Annotated in this window: 16 protein-coding genes; 15 read left to right on the forward strand and 1 reads right to left on the reverse strand. The window is 55.3% G+C overall.

The annotated features are described in order from the left end of the window. The first annotated feature begins 26 nt into the window (after positions 1-26). Positions 27-401, forward strand: a complete 375-nt coding sequence (locus EOI86_RS23510; RefSeq protein ID WP_127768117.1) for a c-type cytochrome — start codon at positions 27-29, stop codon at positions 399-401. Between the two features lie 578 nt (positions 402-979). Continuing rightward, complete coding sequence (xrtD, locus tag EOI86_RS23515) at positions 980-2,491, forward strand: VPLPA-CTERM-specific exosortase XrtD (protein WP_240035806.1); 1,512 nt, start codon at positions 980-982, stop codon at positions 2,489-2,491. A gap of 30 nt (positions 2,492-2,521) precedes the next feature. On the opposite strand, the gene EOI86_RS23520 is transcribed toward xrtD, so the two are convergent. Then, positions 2,522-3,448, reverse strand: a complete 927-nt coding sequence (locus tag EOI86_RS23520; RefSeq protein ID WP_127768119.1) for a glycosyltransferase family 2 protein — start codon at positions 3,446-3,448, stop codon at positions 2,522-2,524. A gap of 314 nt (positions 3,449-3,762) precedes the next feature. Between EOI86_RS23520 and EOI86_RS23525 the strand changes: the two genes are divergently transcribed. The 13 genes from EOI86_RS23525 to EOI86_RS23585 all read left to right on the forward strand — a co-directional run bounded on the left by EOI86_RS23525 (position 3,763) and on the right by EOI86_RS23585 (position 17,750). Beyond that, on the forward strand, positions 3,763-5,217 hold the full coding sequence (locus EOI86_RS23525) for an undecaprenyl-phosphate glucose phosphotransferase (protein ID WP_127768120.1): 1,455 nt from the start codon (positions 3,763-3,765) through the stop codon (positions 5,215-5,217). A gap of 65 nt (positions 5,218-5,282) precedes the next feature. Then, on the forward strand, positions 5,283-5,852 hold the full coding sequence (rfbC, locus tag EOI86_RS23530; RefSeq protein WP_127768121.1) for a dTDP-4-dehydrorhamnose 3,5-epimerase: 570 nt from the start codon (positions 5,283-5,285) through the stop codon (positions 5,850-5,852). A 4-nt stretch (positions 5,853-5,856) separates the two neighbouring features. Next, a complete protein-coding gene (gene rfbB / locus EOI86_RS23535) occupies positions 5,857-6,930 on the forward strand; it encodes a dTDP-glucose 4,6-dehydratase (protein WP_127768122.1) in 1,074 nt (357 codons plus the stop codon). A gap of 27 nt (positions 6,931-6,957) precedes the next feature. Continuing rightward, entirely contained in the window at positions 6,958-7,854 is an 897-nt protein-coding gene (rfbD, locus tag EOI86_RS23540) for a dTDP-4-dehydrorhamnose reductase (RefSeq protein WP_127768123.1), read from the forward strand. A gap of 4 nt (positions 7,855-7,858) precedes the next feature. Then, positions 7,859-8,731 (forward strand): glucose-1-phosphate thymidylyltransferase RfbA, encoded by an 873-nt coding sequence (gene rfbA, locus EOI86_RS23545; protein WP_127768124.1) that lies wholly within the window; start codon positions 7,859-7,861, stop codon positions 8,729-8,731. Between the two features lie 168 nt (positions 8,732-8,899). Beyond that, positions 8,900-9,247: a hypothetical protein gene (locus EOI86_RS23550; protein ID WP_127768125.1), complete on the forward strand. Its 348-nt coding sequence runs from the start codon at positions 8,900-8,902 to the stop codon at positions 9,245-9,247. A gap of 649 nt (positions 9,248-9,896) precedes the next feature. After that, a complete protein-coding gene (locus EOI86_RS23555) occupies positions 9,897-10,487 on the forward strand; it encodes a hypothetical protein (RefSeq protein ID WP_127768126.1) in 591 nt (196 codons plus the stop codon). A gap of 511 nt (positions 10,488-10,998) precedes the next feature. Then, positions 10,999-11,586, forward strand: a complete 588-nt coding sequence (locus EOI86_RS23560) for a hypothetical protein (protein ID WP_127768127.1) — start codon at positions 10,999-11,001, stop codon at positions 11,584-11,586. 549 nt (positions 11,587-12,135) lie between these two features. Next, positions 12,136-12,708: a polysaccharide biosynthesis/export family protein gene (locus EOI86_RS23565; protein ID WP_161973998.1), complete on the forward strand. Its 573-nt coding sequence runs from the start codon at positions 12,136-12,138 to the stop codon at positions 12,706-12,708. Positions 12,709-12,811: 103 nt separating this feature from the next. Further along, on the forward strand, positions 12,812-13,996 hold the full coding sequence (locus tag EOI86_RS23570; protein WP_127768129.1) for a porin family protein: 1,185 nt from the start codon (positions 12,812-12,814) through the stop codon (positions 13,994-13,996). Positions 13,997-14,065: 69 nt separating this feature from the next. Continuing rightward, on the forward strand, positions 14,066-15,871 hold the full coding sequence (locus tag EOI86_RS23575; RefSeq protein WP_127768130.1) for a hypothetical protein: 1,806 nt from the start codon (positions 14,066-14,068) through the stop codon (positions 15,869-15,871). Between the two features lie 30 nt (positions 15,872-15,901). Further along, a complete protein-coding gene (locus EOI86_RS23580) occupies positions 15,902-16,678 on the forward strand; it encodes a hypothetical protein (RefSeq protein WP_127768131.1) in 777 nt (258 codons plus the stop codon). A gap of 124 nt (positions 16,679-16,802) precedes the next feature. After that, a complete protein-coding gene (locus EOI86_RS23585) occupies positions 16,803-17,750 on the forward strand; it encodes a CpsD/CapB family tyrosine-protein kinase (RefSeq protein ID WP_205032305.1) in 948 nt (315 codons plus the stop codon). Positions 17,751-18,080: the final 330 nt, after the last annotated feature.

The following is an 18,080-nucleotide window of genomic DNA, read 5'->3' on the forward strand; positions in this document are numbered from 1 at the left end:
GAAACGCGCCGTCAGGAGGAAAGGCGATGCGACGAATTTTAGCGGTTCTGTGCGGGCTTGCCTTCATCTTCTGGTTGCCGGCAGGGAATGCCCCTGCAAGCGACCTGAATGCGGCAGGGAAAAGGGTGGCGGAGGAACATTGTTCCAGGTGCCATGTCGTCGGAGAGGCCAACCGGATGGGTGGAATCGGGTCGACACCGAGTTTTGCGCTGTTGCGGCGGATGCGGGACTGGGAAGAACGGTATTCGTCCTTCTTCGCGCGGAATCCTCACCCATCCGTCATTACGGTGAATGGGCTATCCGAAGCCCGCACATTGCCGCCGAACGCAGTCCCGATCACCCTGACGGAACAGCAGGTGGACGCATTAATGATCTATGTTCGGAACATGAAGGTCGAATAGGACGCTGGATGGCCAATAGCCTGTCCGGGGCGCGTGTGGTGGTTACCCAGCGAAGGCTTCGCCAAGGGCGAAGACCGCAACAATGGCCAAGAAAAACAGGATCAAGGCGATTTTCTTGTTCTTGGAACCCGGCTGATCACTCATGCGCTGGACCCTTTCCTAATATTAAGCCCTTATTCAACCGATCAGAAACAGTCATTCCCATAGCTTGTCAATGCGGCGCGCAATATCTGAATAAAAGCGGGTGGACTGTGATTTGCATCATAAACGGACGTTAACCTTAGTGCGAAAAAGTGTTTGCGGGGGCGGTCGACCGATGCGTCATTTGTGACGTACTGTCGGCGTGTGACGGTTCCAGGCATATTAGCCGCAAGGAAACGTTAGCGTGAGTTTCGTTTTTGGACGAAACATGTAATTGTCCGCCGCGCCCACACCGGCTTGCCGGCGGTTAGAATAAGATATCAGGGTTTTGAGGAAGTATTACAAACGTGTCTTCCACCTCGTCTCATAGCCGGGTTAGTGCCGGTTCGCTATTCGGGCAATACAACGGAACGCTGCTGTTTCTTTTCAGTTTCGCAATGGCTATTCCGGTTTTTTGGTTTGGTCTCGTCTCCCTTAAGGAGGCGTGGTCGGTCCCTGAATACAGTCACGGGCCCCTGATCCCGATTGTTTCGGCTTATCTCTTCCTGCGGGAAATGAAGTTCGTTCCCCCGACGGACCGGCCGGTTACGGACCGTTGGCCTGGCTTTTGGGTCATGATGGTCGCGCTGATGATTTCCACCATTGGGAACGTCGCGCGCATTCCGGATATCGTCACCTATGGGATGATCGTGTGGCTTTGGGGGCTGGTGCTGCTCAGCTTCGGGGCGCATCGCGGGATCGTCCTTTGGACCGGCGTGCTGCATTTGATCTACATGTTGCCGCTGCCGAACTTCATCTACTGGCATCTGTCGACCCAACTTCAGTTCGTATCCTCCGAAATCGGTGTTGCGCTTGTCCGCTCCTTTAGCATTCCGGTGTTCCTTGATGGGAACGTGATCGACCTGGGCGTATACAAATTGCAGGTGGCCGAGGCCTGTAGCGGTCTGCGCTACCTCTTTCCCGTGCTCAGTTTCAGCTACATTTTCGCTATCCTTTACCAAGGACCGCGTTGGCATAAGGTCGTCCTGCTGGTGACGGCGGCGCCGCTGACGGTTTTGATGAACAGTTTCCGGATCGGGGTGATCGGCGTCTTGGTGAATGCCTATGGCATCGAACAGGCGGAAGGTTTCCTTCATGCCTTCGAGGGCTGGGTCATTTTCGGCGCCTGTGTCGGTATTCTGTTTGTTCTGGCAATCCTTATGCAGCGGTTGACCCCGAATCCGATGCCGCTGGCAGATACGATCGACTTGGATTTCAGCAAGCTGCAGACCGAATTCGCCCGTATTCTCGATCATGTTCCGTCCCGGGCCATGATCGCGCTGGCTGTGGTGATGACCGTGCTGACAGCGGTTATGTACGGCGTTCCCCAGCGGGAATATGTGGAGGCGCCGAGGGAAGATTTTTCCTTCTATCCGCTGTCCTATGAAGGTTGGGAAGGTCGCCGGCAATATTTGGACCCGGTGATCGAGGGTGTGTTGGGCGCCGACGACTATCTGTCGACCAATTTTGCACATCCGGAAGAAGCAGCGCCGGTGGATCTTTTCATCGCCTTCTACAAGAAATTGACGGAAGGAAGCGGCGTCCACTCACCGGAGGTTTGCATTCCGTCGGGTGGATGGGAAATGTCCCGGATCCAAGAACGGACGATCAATTTGTCGATCGACGGCCAGCCGCAAGACCTGCTCGTCAACCGGGCGATCATTCAGAAGGGATTGAGCCGGCAGTTGGTCTATTACTGGTTCGACCAGCGCGGGCGAAACCTGACGGGCGATTACGAGGCGAAGGCCTACGCGATCTGGGATGCCGCGGTGCGTCGGCGTACTGATGGTAGTCTTGTTCGGGTGATCACGACGATCCGGCAGGGAGAGCCGGAAGCCGCGGCGGATGAGCGCCTGAAGCATTTCCTGAACGACAGTGTCGGGAAACTGCCGCGTTTCATTCCAAACTGATTTAAGGGGCCCCTACAAACGGTTCCGGTTTCACCGGTTCCATTGGGGCGCCTTCAATTCCTCCTCCGACAGGCGGCTCAGCGTCACCATGAAGGCGGCGCGGAAACTTCGGATCGCGATCAGGCAGCGGGCCGCTTTCACCTTGTTGCGCAGGCCGGGCACGCGGTCGCTGGTCGCGATTTTCAGAATATGCACGAAGCCTGAAGCAAAGACCGCGAAGGCGCGGGCATACCACGCCAAAAGGCTCTTTCCGGCATTTCGGTGATCTTCGAAGTCATGCAGGGTGTGGCGGCGCCATTTCTGCTGCATTTCCGAGAATTCCTTGCGCGCGGGGTGGTAAACCCGCATTGGCGAGCAATAGAGTGTTCGGACGCCCAGATTGTGTGCCCGTCGTCCCCAGTCGCGGTCTTCCGCGACATTGATTCCGGCAAACGGTCCGACCTTGTCATAGGTCGCCCGTTTCATCGCCAAATTCCCGGTGCCGGTGAAGTTCTGCTTCTTGATATAATTGTCCATCCGATAGGCGAAAACGGATTCATAGGCTTCAAGGTCGGTCCAGTTGTCCGGGTCCTCAATGCCGATCCTGACGTCGCCACCGATGGCGCAGTCCGGATTTTCCCTTAGTTTGGCGATCGCGGCCATCAGCCAATCCGGGGCGGCGAGGCAATCTGAATCGATGAAAGCGAGGAAATCGTGCGCTGCGTTTCGGACGCCCAGGTTTCTTGCCAAACCGGGGCCCGGTTCGGACTCATGCAGGACGGTAATGTCCGTGATGCTCTTCAGGTGTTCCAGCGCTTCGGGACGGGACCCATTGTCGACAACGATGATCTGCATCTTGTCTCGTGGATAGGTCTGTTCCCGCAGGGCCTGCAGCGATTTTTCCAGCCATCCTATTTGGTTCAAATGGGGAAGGATGACCGAAACAGCCGGCAAATCGTCTTTCGCGTCCGAAGTCATACAAGTTCCCCCATCCGTTTTCCCAGCGATCGTATCCGCACGGGCACATCGAGTGTGATGCCGCGCATATCGCCATGGCCCGAATTGGTGTTGGCTAGGGGAAGACATACACAGGAATGGGAAATACGGGCAAGTCTGGGCCGGTCGAATTACAGCACGAACACATGATGCTGTAGTAGAATTAGGTGAAAGCGCTAAGTTAAACTACGGGACAGTGTAATAGTTTCATGATCCGGCACGTAGTTGATTGCGGAGCAAATCGAAAGGGAATACTGTCCGCCGGTTCCCGCAAGGACCCAAATACCCAATAGCCGATGACAGAGAACGCCAACCCATCCGCGGACTACCATCCCGCCATTCGCAGGGCTTCCAGCTACCCCATATCTTCGGCCGTCGTGTCTGGGATTTTCGTATTTCTGGATGGCCTGTGGTTCCTCATGTCCGGCGCAGCTGTGTACAGCTATTACATCGGTGGAAACCTGTGGTCGGCTGACCTTTACCCGGCCGCGGTTTGCTTTGTCTGGCTGGTAGCGCTTTTCCTATTCAGATACAGCGGCTTATACCGTTTCAACGCGGTTATGGCGCCGTTCGGCAATTTGGCGCAGATCGTCGTTTCCTGCGCGACGGCTTTCCTGTTCCTGATGGCGGTTTTCTTCTCACTCAAAGTTTCGGGTGAGATCAGCCGGGTCTGGACCTTTAGCTACGCGACCACAGCGCTCACCGGGATTTTCGTTACCCGGGTTATCGGGTATTTCGTTATCAGCCATCTGGCGAATATCGGTGTCTTCGCGCGCAATGTCCTGATCGTCGGCGGTGGCAGACAAGCCGAACGCCTGTTGGAACAGTTGGAAAAGGAAAAACCCCGTTTCAACAATGTGATCGGTGTCTTCGATGACCGCCATGCCCGGATCGGCCCAAGCGTCGCTGGTGTGCCGGTCCTAGGCAATTTGAGCGAAATGATGCGGTATGTGCGCGCCAATCGCGTCGACGACATCATTGTGACCCTGCCCTGGAACGCCGACGAACGATTGCTTTCGATCATCAGCCGTTTGCGCGAACTGCCTGCGAATATCCATTTGGGGTCCGATCTGGTCGGCTTCCGCTTCCCCTATCGGCCATCGCCCAACCATTTCATCGGTATCCCGATGATGCAGGTGGTAAAGACGCCGCTATCGGGGTGGAACATCGTCGTCAAATGGCTGGAAGACCGCGTGCTGAGCGCTTTATTGATTGTACTGTTCGCCCCCATCTTGGCCGCTGTCGCCTTGGCGATCCGTCTGGAGAGTCCGGGCCCGGTAATTTTCCGGCAGAAGCGGTACGGCTATAACAACGAAGTCTTCCACATCTATAAGTTCCGCTCGATGTATCACGGCGAAGTGCCGGTGAAGACCGTTCAGGCGACCAAGGATGACCCTCGCATCACGCGGGTCGGCCGTTTCATCCGCCGAACCAGCCTCGATGAGCTGCCGCAGCTTTTCAACGTCCTCTTCGGGGACATGTCCCTGGTGGGTCCCCGGCCGCATGCCGTGGATCACAACGAAGAATACGGCGCGATCATCAAAGGCTATTTCGGTCGTCACAGGGTGAAACCGGGAATCACGGGGTGGGCCCAGGTCAATGGGCTTCGCGGCGAAACCGACACGCTTGAGAAGATGGAAGCGCGCGTCCGCTACGACACCTACTACGCTGAGAATTGGTCGCTTCTCTTCGACCTTCAGATCCTCGCGAGAACGGCCGTGGTCGGATTCGTGAACAAGAACGCCTATTAATCTGCCATCAAAGGGAAGGCCGGACCGATCGGTTCCGGGCCACTCCCGAATTACGGACCAGCCGCATGATCGTTACGGAAACCAACATCCCGGAAGTGAAACTGATCGCCGCGAAGAAATTCGGGGACGAACGTGGTTTCTTTTCCGAGACATTCAATCTGGAACGGTATCGCGACGCCGGCATTTCCATGGACTGCGTCCAGGACAATCACTCCATGTCCGGCCCGGTCGGCACGGTTCGGGGACTGCATTTCCAAATACCGCCGAAAGCGCAGGCGAAACTGGTTCGGGTGGTGCGCGGTTCCGTCCTCGACGTGGCGGTGGATATTCGCAAAGGCTCGCCCACTTATGGTCAGCATGTCGCGGCCGTGATCAGCGCGAAGGACTGGAACCAGCTGTATATCCCGAAAGGGTTCGCCCACGGTTTCTGTACTTTGGAGCCGGATACGGAATTCCTGTACAAGGTAGACGACTACTATTCGCCGGAACACGAGAAGGGCATTCAATGGGACGATCCCGACCTTGGCATCGCCTGGCCCGTCGAAGGCGACAAGGCGTTGTTGAGCGCTAAGGACACCGGGAATCCCGGTTTCGCGGATCTTCCGGACTATTTCATTTACGGCAAAGAGGGCTAAGCCTGTGACCGAAACCATATTCGTTACCGGCGGCGCGGGTTTCATCGGGTCCGCTGTGGTCCGTCAATTGATCGAAACGACGCCCCACAATGTGGTCAATGTCGACAAGCTGACCTATGCGGCAAACCTGTCATCCCTGGTACCTGCATCGGACAGTGACCGCTACACGCTGGAACAGGTGGATATCTGCGACGCACCGGCCGTGAACGCGCTGTTCGCGAAGTACAAGCCGACCAAGGTGATGCACCTTGCCGCTGAATCCCATGTGGACCGATCCATCGACGGCCCGGCTGAATTCATTCAGACCAATATCAACGGAACCTTCGTTCTGCTGGAAGCGGCGCTGAGTTATTGGCGCGGTTTGGACGACGGCGCCAAGGAAGCGTTCCGCTTCCTGCATGTCTCCACCGACGAAGTCTATGGGTCGCTGGGCGCTGAAGGTTATTTCCACGAGGAACATCAGTATCAGCCAAATTCACCCTATTCGGCCAGCAAGGCGGCATCGGACCATCTGGTACGTGCCTGGCACGAAACGTTCGGCCTGCCGACCGTAATCACCAATTGCACCAACAATTACGGCCCCTACCAGTTCCCCGAAAAGCTGATCCCCGTCGTGATCCTGAAGATCCTGAACGGCGAGCAGATCCCGGTTTACGGCAAGGGTGAGAACATCCGCGACTGGCTCTATGTCGAAGATCACGCGCGTGCCCTGTGGCAGGTGATCAACGAGGGGCGCCTGGGTGAGACCTATTGCATCGGCGGACAATGCGAGATGCAGAATATCGACGTCGTCCGTTCGCTCTGCGAATTGATGGATGAATTGGCGCCGGATCCGGCACGCGGCAAGGCGACCGACCTGATTTCCTTCGTCACCGACCGCCCAGGGCACGATCAGCGCTATGCGATGGATATCGGCAAGATCAACCGTGAGCTCGGTTGGTCCCCGGTCGAGACCTTCGAGACCGGATTGCGCCAGACAGTCGCCTGGTATCTTGAGAATAAGGACTGGTGGCAGGCGATCCTCGACAGCCGTTATGCGGGCGAGCGTTTGGGAACCGGCGAGAAGAAAGCCGGTTAAGGCCATTGGGCTGATTGGGGCAAAGACGTGCGTATTCTTCTTTTCGGGCCGAACGGCCAAGTCGGCAGTGAGTTGCGGTCGCTCCCCTGGGGGGATGGGCTCGAGCTTATTCCTGTTGGGCGTAACGATGCGGACCTGTCGGCGGATGACGCCGCTGCAGCAGCCATCCACCGTGAAAAACCGGACCTTGTCGTCAATGCCGCCGCGTACACGGCTGTGGACAAGGCCGAGAGTGAGCCGGACCTGGCGAAAGCAGTGAATGCCGACGCGCCAGGTGGCATGGCCCGGGCCTGTGCCGATCTCGGCATCCCATTCATCCATATTTCCACCGATTTCGTCTTCGACGGAACAAAGTCGCAGCCCTATGACGAAGAGGATCCGACCGGGCCCGTTTCGGTCTATGGGCAGTCGAAACTGGAAGGCGAAGAAGCGGTCAGGGCCGCACATGCGGATCACTTGATCCTGCGGACCGCCTGGGTGTTTTCGCCTTATGGCAACAATTTCCTGAAAACCATGCTGCGGCTGGGCGCCGAACGCGATGAGCTGGGGATCGTTGACGACCAGCGGGGCTGCCCGACCTCGGCCGCCGGGATCGCATGCGCGATCCGCATCGTCATCGATCGCTTGAAGGCCGGCGAGCCGATGCAGCCCGGCACCTATCACTATTGCGGAGATGAACCGGTCACCTGGTTCGGTTTTGCCAGTGCCATTTTCGAGGCGGCCGCGGGCCGCTTACCGGGTGGGGTCAAGGTCAAGCCGATTGGGACGTCGGATTATCCGACGCCGGCGCGCAGACCGGCGAATTCGGTCATGTCTTGCGCAAAGATACGGGCTGTATACGGTATCGAACCGGATGATTGGCGCCGTGAAGTATCCAGGATCGTCGACCGATTGTTGAGTGAATCGTCGAAAACAGGGGAGTAGGACTGTGAAGGGCATTATTTTGGCTGGCGGAAGCGGGACCCGCCTCTATCCGGCGACGCATGTCGTCAGCAAACAGTTGCTGCCGATCTACGACAAGCCGTTGATCTACTATCCCCTCAGCAGCCTGATGCTCGCCGGGATCCGGGACGTGTTGATCATCACGCGTCCTGAAGAAGTTCATCATTTCGAACGGGTGCTGGGGGACGGCGCGCAATGGGGCATGAACATCCAATACGCAGTTCAGCCAGAACCGAAGGGAATCGCGCAGGCCTTCCTGATCGGGAAGGAGTTCATTGACGGCAGCCCGACCACCCTGGTCTTGGGGGACAACATTTTCTATGGCCACGGCATCCCCGATACTCTCTACAGAATGACGCAGTCGAAGAAGGGTGCCACGGTCCTGGCCTATTGGGTGAGCGATCCGGAACGCTACGGGGTGCTGGAATTCAATGAAGCGGGCAAGCCGGTGGGAATTCAGGAAAAGCCGGACCCGGCGCCGTCGAATTGGGCCGTCACGGGCTATTACTGCTACGATGAACGGGTGGTGGACATCGCTGAGAACCTGAAACCCTCCGCGCGTGGCGAACTGGAAATTACGGACGTCAACGCCTGGTACCTGGAGAACGGCGATCTGGCGGTTGAAAAACTCGGCCGTGGTTACGCATGGTTCGATACCGGAACCCATCAATCCATGTTGGACGCCTGCAACTTCGTTGCCCTTCTTGAGGCACGTCAGGGCATGAAACTCGCCTGTTTGGAAGAGATTGCGTACCACATGGGCTATATCGGATTGGACAAGCTTCATGAGCATGCTGAGGCTCTGAAAAAGTCCAGTTACGGCCAGTATTTGCTGTCAGTCTGCAACGGGCAGCGCTGAACGATAAACGTCAATATCATCCAATTATCAACGCCGGTTCACCTTCTTGAACCGGCGTTGTCGTTTGGGGCGCCGCACTGTGATGGCCGTCAACTTCGGCAGACGCTCCAACAGGATACTCCATCACCACGCGCTGCAGATCGCGGCGCGGGACAGATGGAGAGATATATGTTTTCGGGGGTACGGCGTTTTGCTTTGGTTCTTGCAGCTGTGTTGCTGGTCGCCTCGTTGAATGCACAATCGAGTGTCGCAGCCGATGCAGGCGGCCTGGAAGCGACGGCCGCGACCGGGGCGACCCGGACCAGTATCGCCGAAAGTGCGCCATCCCCGGCGCAGCCGGTGAATTTAACCCTCGATCAATCCAGTCCTGCCGTGTTGAGCGATCCGGAAGGGCCGGCCGATGGGGTTGAGGAAAACTTCATTCTTCCAGTGCCGCTGCCGCCCGCTCTGCTCTGCCTGTTGACGGCTTTTGCAGGGATTGCCTTGCTGGGGCGTCGCCGCGCCGGCATTTCCTGATAGAGCATTCGTGACCTTCCAGCCGCCCAAAAGGCTGATTTTTTTATCGGCGACCATTAGACATGGTGGTTGGGAACGAGCCGGTCTTGCACTCTGTTAAATAGCGTTCTCTTTGTTTTGCAATTGCGCGTTTCCCTTCCTTTGGTTTCCCTGACACGCGGTCCTAGGCCCGGCTGCCTCGATCGTTGAGCCTTCGCGGCGTTTTCTCGAATGGTTGCCGCGCGCAGGTTGCGCATAGTTCATCGATAAAAATATGCGTCCGAAAATTCATGCGACGGTTTGTCGGCGTGGAATAATTCCCCGCGACTTTGGTCGTTGATCCAATGTTAACCGCCTTGTTCGGATGGCCTATCTGAAAAAGAGTGGGGGTGGATAAAATACAATGAAAAGCAGTAAAAAGAGCTCAGTATGTTTCTTTCCTCAATCGGGCGCGGGCGCTTGGAAGCTCCCGAAACAACGGAGTTTTTTGTGCGAAAGTTGAAAGTAATATCAACGGCTGTTGTCAATATGATGAGTTTGTGACGAAACAGGTAGATTATCAACGGTAGTTCAACATATGCCGCTGGCTGTTGATTGACTCCTTATCCGCCTATGCTACACCCGGTGCGTCGTTGAGGTTTCACTTCATGCACTCCAAGGGGGTCCAATAATGTTTGATACGCTTAAGAATTCCATCGGTGCCGTGGCGCTTGCCGCGCTGATGGTGGTTGGGGCTGCGTCCAGCGCCAGCGCCGCTGTCGTCAATATCAATCCGGGTGACAGCAACATCCTTGCTCTGGATACGATCTATAAGACTGGTGATCAGGATAAGCTGGGCGGACAGGCGTTCTCTGACGTCTATAACTTCTTCCTTCCCGATCTCGGCGAAGCCAATGGCAAGAGCTCGGTCTTCTATTCGTACGACGTCACGTTCCCGATCCCGTCTGGCGCTGCTGCCGGCCAGGGCATCCGGGACCTGACCTTCACGATCTTTGACGTCACGAATGGCAACACGTTGTCTGATGTCACGCTGACGGATGCGAACGGTTTCGCTCTTCCGGGTTTCGAAGGTGGCTTCAACTTCGTTGGTACGTGGCCGGCGCCGATCGACCTGACCCTGACGATTTCCGGTACGGCTCTGGCGATCGACGGTTCCTATTCGGCGACGCTTCGCCCGATTCCGTTGCCGGCTCCGCTGGTGCTGTTCGTCAGTGCTCTTGTCGGGTTGGGCTTCCTCGGCCGTCGTCGGTTGAATGCCTAACACTACATATGGGGCTAGCTTGATGCTTCGATGAGGCCCCATAAAGCATCTGGTTAGTAGCTAGAGTGTTCGAGGAAATGAGGGGGAGACCCCTCATTTCTTTTTTTGTTTTGGGGCAGAAGGTCCTGAGGACATGCCGGATAGGGCGTGTGATGTGTTGCGCTGCCGCCTGAGTGGCGGCCTTACAGCCGCTCTCAACGAGGGGATTTCAGCAGTTAGCTGATGCCGCTGTGTTCCGCGCCGCAATCTCTCTATTTAGACCAATTTTGCTGCCTGGCTGACCCTTTTGCAGTGCAGTTTTTCATAATACTTTAATATATAAACTCAACACGTTACCGTTGGGTGCAATGCAACAAATACTGCCAAAAACTCCCGATTCATGTACGATCATGCACATATGTGAATGGTTGTTATAATTTAAGGCAAATCACTGATTGCTCCCGATCCAAGCCGGCCCTATGACTCTTTTGTCGTCGAATTCAACTCTATTAGTTTCCCAGAGAGGGCCAGTATGTTTCGTTTTTTGAAGAATGGGTTGGCGGTTGCTGCCGTCGCCTTGATAAGCCTTGGTGCACTGCACGATGCCGATGCGGCCGTCGTCAATATGGACCCAGGTGACAGCAACATCATCGTCAATGACGTTTTTTATCGGACCCAGACCGAAGAAAAACAGGCCAATGAAAGTTTCAGCGATGATTACCATTTCTTCTTGCCGGATCTGAACGGCGTGAATGGATTGACGAGCGTCAGCTACTCTTATGACGTGAGCTTCCCCATTCCGGTTGGTGCCGCTGCTGGTCTTGGCATTAGAAACCTGACGTTCACGCTGACCGACCTGACCAACTCCGAGACGCTCTCGGTGGTTAATCTTACGGACAGCAACGGCTTCGTGATGGCAGGGTTTGAGTCCGGCTTCAATTTTACCGGCACATGGGGCGCGTCGATTGACTTGCTGTTGACTGTCACTGGGCAGGCGCTGTCGAATGGCGGATCCTACAATGCTTCGCTTGCCGCTGTACCGGTTCCGCCCGCGCTGATGCTCTTTGTTGGTGCTCTTGCTGGTATTGGTTTCCTGGGCCGCCGGCGCTTGGGGGCCTAACGGGTACAGTCGGATCAACGGTTGACGTTTTTCCGAAGGTTTCGAATGCACTTGAACGAGGGATACCCTGGTATCCCTCGTTTTTTCTTGCTGATCGTGTTCTCCCCAATCCAGCACTCGTCTCATGAGCCGACGGTGACTGGTTTCTAGGAACCGGGGAGGGGTATCTGAGCATTGCTTGGGTGCATGCCGGAAATAGCTAGGTGTTTTCGACTGCGGGTTGCCCGCCTCCGAGGCGACAGCCTACGGCGACTGTTGCACGTACCGGCGATTTTCTTGACCAATCTGGGCGGTTTTCGCAGATTTCGGCAGGGAATAAGTAAGCAGGTAATAATAGTTGGTTACGTATTTTTAACCCTATTGAGTTTTCTTGGGTGTTCACACGCTGTTACCTTGTTTTGGTCATGGATCAATTGTGTGGCGAGAGCGTTCAGGACCCGATTAGGCTTGGAAATAGGTTCTTTTTATTGAGAATGCATGGTAATACGTGATCGCTTAGTTGGATCACTCTTGCCTTTCCAAACAACAATCATCGATGGAGTAGTCCCAGTGTCGAGGGTTTCTGTTCTTTTTGCGGCGATGGCCACGGTCATGGTCCTGTTTTCGACTCAGGTGCGGGCCGAGGACGCGGACGCGACCGGTTACAAGCTGCTACCGGGCGACCTGCTATCCGTCTCTGTCTGGCGGGAAGAGATCCTGGACCGCGAGTTGAGTGTCCTCCCGGATGGCAATATTACGTTTCCGCTCGCTGGACGCGTTAACGTTGCGGGATTGACGACGCCGCAAGTGGAAAAAGTACTGTCTGAAAGGCTTGGGCAATATTTGGCCGAACCAGTTGTCACCGTGTCGGTAAGTGCCGTTAGCGGGAACAAGGTGTACGTTGTTGGCAAGGTTACTCAGCCTGGTGCGTACATCATGACGACGCCGACAACGATTTCTCAGATTCTCAGCGTGGTAGGCGCATTCGACCGATTTGCGGAACTTGACGAAATCAAGGTGCTCCGCGGTGCCGGTGAAAATGCTGAGTATATTTCATTCAGCTATGACGATCTTGTTGACGGATCGAATGCCAAGAAAGCCACCATGCTTTTGGAAGCAGGAGACGTTGTTATTATACCGTGACTTGGCTTGCGGGGGTTTGCTGCCCAAACGCGATCTATTTGGTTGTAGGAATATGAACACTCCGCGTGTCCGGACTCTAGTCCTCGCGACTTCTGTTGCTTGTTTGGCTTCTGCAGCCGGTGTGTCGCCTGTTCATGCCTACGATTTGAACTCGACTGCGCGCGTGACGGCAAGCGGATCGTATGAAACCAATCCGAATTTGGTTCAAAGCAACCAGCGACATCTGTTCGAGAAGCGGCTGGCGCCCGGCTGGTCCGGTGTTTTGGATGGCGAAACCTATGGATTGGCCGCCGATTTCGGGACTTCGTTCGTCCGGACGAGCGATGAGACGATTTCACCGGACTCCTTGCGGTATGACACAAGCTTGGCGGGGAACTTGGATTTCGAACGCGCCAGAACGTCGGGTGGATTCGACTACTCGCGCAGGGCGTTCAACAATACCGAATTCAATGACAACGAATTGACGACGGATGAGACGGATGCGTCGGTTAGCAACGCCGTGACTGTTGATGACGCATCCTTGGCAACGCGTTTTGAGTATGACGCGACCGAGCTTTTGCAGGTTTTCGTCGATAATAACTATCGTCTTGTCAGTTTTACGGGTGGGAACTCTACGAGTTTCACGAGCAATACCGTGACGCTTGGCAGTCGCTACGAAATGAGTGATTACCTGTCGATATCGCCCGAGTTCGAATACCGAATCTTCGAACCGGACGATTCGGATTCCCAGAATACGTACGAGGCTAGACTTCGGGGGAACTACCAGGCGAGTGACGTTACGCAGTACAACGTTGCGATTGGTATGATCCGGACGAAACAGGAAACAAATGTGAGCCTCGATGCGACTTACATCCAGCAGCTTGACGACGTTCTGCTGCAGGTAACAGCGTCAAGGTCCCTAAGTCCTAGTGACGACGGTGAGTTGCGCGACAGCAAACGGCTCTCGGCTCAGGTAAGCAAACCGCTTTCTGACGTAACCACGATTGGTGCAGATGCGCAGTTCAGGTTGAACGATGAGGTTGAGGCTCGTCGCGGGGGCTTTAACCTGACCCACGAATTGTCCGATGCGCTGGTTGTCGGGTTCAATCTGAATGTTATTGAAACGATTCCGGATAACGGCTCTTCAACCATGCAATACCGGGCGGACCCATTCTTGAATTGGCTTGTTCATGAGAATGTAAATGCGCGCGTGTCATATCGTGAGCTCTGGCAGGAGACCGGAAGTTCAGGATCGGTTAACACCCGCCGTATTAGTCTGGCGGTAACCTATACGCACCCCTTCTACTGACCCACGCGTTGGTATGGGGCGGCAGGCAATAGCTAGAACGTCTTTACGACGAAGAGCAGGTATTTTCATATGGAAACTGAATTTCGCCTCGGCGACTACATTAAGATACTGAAGAAGCGGTACTTGTTCTTGATCGTGCCGATCGTTGTCCTGTTCGGGGCAAGCGCAGGCGTGGCCGTAATGTTGCCGCCACTGTATGAATCGAAGGGGATCATCCTCATCGAATCCCCGCAAATCTCGAAAGAAATTGTTGCCGGAGCGGTCGATAGCGCAGCGCGCGAACGGATTGCTGTCATCGAACAGCGCGTCATGACCCGAACGAACCTCATCAGGATTGCGAACGAGTTCGGAGTGTTCGGAAATTCTGAAAAAAAGCCGTCTTCAACGGACATCGTCGCAGCCATGAGGAGCGGCGCAACTGTCGAATTCGTCAGTGCCGGCGCCAGCCGAAGGTCGCAGACGACAATCGCGTTCACCGTGTCTTTCGAACACCGCTCACCGCAAATTGCCGCACGCGTTGCGAACGAAATCGTTACGCTGTTCATGGATGAGAACGTAAAGACGCGCACGAAGATCGCTACGGAAACGACCGACTTTTTGAACCAGGAAGCGCAAAAGCTTGAAGACGTCCTGGCGGAAATTGAAGGTAAGATCGCGACCTATAAACAGGAAAATTCCAATTCGTTGCCGGAGAATCTCGACATTCGAATGGCGATGCGTGAGCGCGCCGAGGCGCAAATTCGCGAAACAAGTAGAGAAATCAAGGCGCATGAAGAGGAACTGAGGTTCCTTGATATTCAACTTTCGAGTCTGAAAACCAGTTTAGGACAAGTCAACTCGGCCGTATCCAATGCTTCGTCGGCATCCGGTGGATCTGCAACTTCGGTCGACACGACAAACCCGGAATTAGAGAAACTTCGTACCCAATACGAACTTGCCAAGTCCAAGTACGCCCCGGCTCATCCTGACCTGAAACGCTTGGCGCGTGAGGTTGAAAGTCTGGAGGATCAGTTAATCGCGGAAGGCGGGGCCCAAGGGATTGGTGTGCAGATTTCCCGTTTGGAGACCAAGAAAGACGAAGCGATTGCTGCCGGCAAAACAGCTGAGGCAGACAGTGCGTCCGACGAGATTGCCAAACTCTACGAACAGCTCCAGGCCGGTGCAGTTGACACCAACCGCAGCAACCTGTTGGACCAAAAGGTAGCGCAACAAAAGTCGGCATTCGAAGCGCAGCGCGCGCAAGCCAAGGCGCAAATCGAGCTTAATATCGCTAATGTCGAGACCAAGATAGCGGTCACGAATGAACGCATTGCCTCCCTGCGCGATCAGCAGAACGAGCTTGCTGAGCGCTTGGAGGAGATCGAGAAAGCCATTTTGCAAACGCCGCTCGCAGACCGCGCTTTGAAGACTTTGAATCGCGACTATGCAAATGCGCAGCAGAAATATAACGAGGTTCGTGCCAAAGCGATGGAAGCTCAGATCGCTGAGAACGTCGAGGAGGCCAGCAAAGCCGAGCGCTTTGTCCTGGTGGAACCGCCGACGTTGCCCGATGAGCCCATTAAGCCGAACCGGCCGCAGATTATTCTGCTTGGATTGGCCCTCTCCATCGGGACCGGTGTCGCCTCGGTGTTCGGTGTTGAGTTCATTGATGGCAGCATCCGCGGTACGGCCGGTGTCATCGCGGTGACGAATATGGCGCCGATCGCGACTATTCCCTACATTCTGACGTCAAATGAGTATCTCAAGCGGCGAAGAAGGCGAATAGGCCTTCTGATCGGGGCGGTATTGGCTGGTATGATAGGGCTTGCCGGCATTCATTTTGTATACAAACCCTTGGATCAGATATTCTACAAAGTCGTTGATCGACTTAATTAGATACCGCCTCAGGGGGGCTGGAGAGGGTCGGTGGAAAAAATACGCGAGGCATTGGCCAAGGCGCGCATGGACAAATCGTTCCGCGACCAGCATCCCGTTGCTGACGAGGAAAGAACCGCGGCCGATGGGGCAGGAACGGAGTTCGGGACGACATTAGGCCAGCAGGATGCGCCCTATATTGGGCAATCGCCGATGAACGATCTGCCCGAGGAGCCGGCATCACCGAAAGTGTTGCCAGCAGACAAGGCGGAGTCGTTATCGACCTCGACCGAAGGGCCTGGAACTGCACTAACGAAAGACGCAAGTTCCAGTATTACCGGCGAAGCACATGATGATGTCCCGGTTCAGTCGGTAGAGACAAATGCTCAGGCTGTAGCGCCCGTCACTGCCGATAAAGTCGAAGGCGGATATCAATCCAAAACGGCTTCCGTGCCGGAGGAGGGGGCAGTACCGAACCCTCCACTGTTGGATGTTGACGAAAGTGCGTTAGAGGAAGGTGCAGGTCGCGAAGAGAGCAGGGCGCAACGGGACGATGACGCACCGGCCTTGGTGCAGAAAAGAACTTGGTCCCGTCGGGACACCAGACGTCTTCTTGCAGCGGTATTCCTCGGTGCCTTGCTCATTGTTTGGGGCGTGCACAAGTTTTACTACCCGTTGAACTCGTACTTTGATGGGGTTACGGAGATTGTTGATCAGTACCGAGCTTGGCTTTCCGCGGCGGTCGACCCTTACATTGAACAGGCGTTGGATGGGTTGGCGGATGCCTGGATGAGCGCATTGGAGACTGTTCGAGAATTGATTAAATGACTTCGGGTACAGCCAACATGGCACTGTCCGTCGGCTGTTCAGGCACGGCACGTAGACGTGTCAGGCCTATTTGATTGGCGGAAATTGGGCGGCTGGCTGCGGCGTAATTATGTGAGGAATTACAGTGGAACGTATCAAGGAAGCGGTGATGCGCGCACGTGCGAAGCGCGCCGAAACAGAAGGAGACGCTGATGCGACAGCTGGGGACGGTCAAAACGCGTCTCAGGCCATAGGCGCGGCGACATCCGAAAACCATGCTCCATTGGCCATTCCTGCCTCAGGACAGGCTGCAGCCAACGGCGTGGCGCAAGATATTGTGACTGCCGGAAGCGTTCCCGCGGAGGCAGGAAGCGGGGTAGACAACGCAGTTTCCACGATCAAGTACAAGCAGACGCGGGTGGTTAGTCTGAACCCGCAACATCTCGAAAAAAACAGGATCATCTCGTTCAGCAAGACCGACGCGCGAACGGTCAGTTTCGACCGGCTTAGAACGCAGGTTTTGCGGACGATGCGCGACTACGGATGGCGAACGCTCGCCGTGACGTCCCCGACGCCCCATTGCGGTAAGACGACCGTCGCCTTGAACCTTGCCTTGAGTATTGCGCACCAAACTGAACAGACGGTTGTCCTGGCCGACTTCGATTTGCGGGATCCGCAGGTCGCGCCCTATCTTGGCCTTCCAGAGTCTCCGTCCTTGGTGGATTACCTCAATGGCGATATTCCGCTCTCCGAGGTTTTTGTGAACCCAGGAATTCCGCGTCTTACGATACTGCCGAACCACAAAGCTATTTTGAACTCGGCGGAAACGCTGATGGCAAAGAAGATGACGGACCTCGTTTCCGATGTCAGGAACAGGTACGAGTCCCGAATGGTGATTTTCGATCTTCCACCTTTGCTCACCACGGATGATGCTCTTGCATTCCTGCCGCAAGCAGATTGTGTATTGCTGGTTCTGGCCAACGGTGAAACGACCAAGTCGCAAATTCGGGAAGCGATGATGTTGCTCCAGGGCAACGAGGTTCTCGGCACTGTGCTGAACAAGGCCGACGAAATGCGCGGTTCCGCCGGCTAGTCCTCCACTCTCGGATGGTTTGTCCAAGCGCGGCTTCGCTACAGCCGTTTGCTTTTCTTGGCTTCAATGCGCCGTATTAGGCGGCAGAGAATTATCCGTTCCGTTTCCGTTTCTTTGATAGGTTGTATTTGCACGTGTTCGACCTCCGGACAGCGGGTGGGGAACCTGTGGGAGGGGCGTGTTTGCAAATTGTCCCTAACCTTGCAGTCTAATGTCTGGTAATACTTAAATTAGTTGAATTTTTAAGCGTTTTTACAGGTCAAGATTTGCCAGCTTTTTTAGCTACTTAACAAACTGCAATAAAAGCCACGTAAATCCCGAACGATAACC

Source organism: Hwanghaeella grinnelliae, from assembly GCF_004005845.1.
Taxonomy (GTDB): Bacteria; Pseudomonadota; Alphaproteobacteria; order UBA8366; family Aestuariispiraceae; genus Hwanghaeella; species Hwanghaeella grinnelliae.

Coding starts and splice junctions, on each gene's coding strand:
- EOI86_RS23550 (WP_127768125.1), top strand. CDS start 8,900: ATGTTTTCGGGGGTACGGCGTTTTGCTTTGGTTCTTGCAGCTGTGTTG.
- EOI86_RS23575 (WP_127768130.1), top strand. CDS start 14,066: ATGGAAACTGAATTTCGCCTCGGCGACTACATTAAGATACTGAAGAAG.
- EOI86_RS23520 (WP_127768119.1), bottom strand. CDS start 3,448: ATGACTTCGGACGCGAAAGACGATTTGCCGGCTGTTTCGGTCATCCTT.
- xrtD (WP_240035806.1), top strand. CDS start 980: ATGGCTATTCCGGTTTTTTGGTTTGGTCTCGTCTCCCTTAAGGAGGCG.
- rfbC (WP_127768121.1), top strand. CDS start 5,283: ATGATCGTTACGGAAACCAACATCCCGGAAGTGAAACTGATCGCCGCG.
- EOI86_RS23560 (WP_127768127.1), top strand. CDS start 10,999: ATGTTTCGTTTTTTGAAGAATGGGTTGGCGGTTGCTGCCGTCGCCTTG.
- EOI86_RS23510 (WP_127768117.1), top strand. CDS start 27: ATGCGACGAATTTTAGCGGTTCTGTGCGGGCTTGCCTTCATCTTCTGG.
- EOI86_RS23525 (WP_127768120.1), top strand. CDS start 3,763: ATGACAGAGAACGCCAACCCATCCGCGGACTACCATCCCGCCATTCGC.
- EOI86_RS23555 (WP_127768126.1), top strand. CDS start 9,897: ATGTTTGATACGCTTAAGAATTCCATCGGTGCCGTGGCGCTTGCCGCG.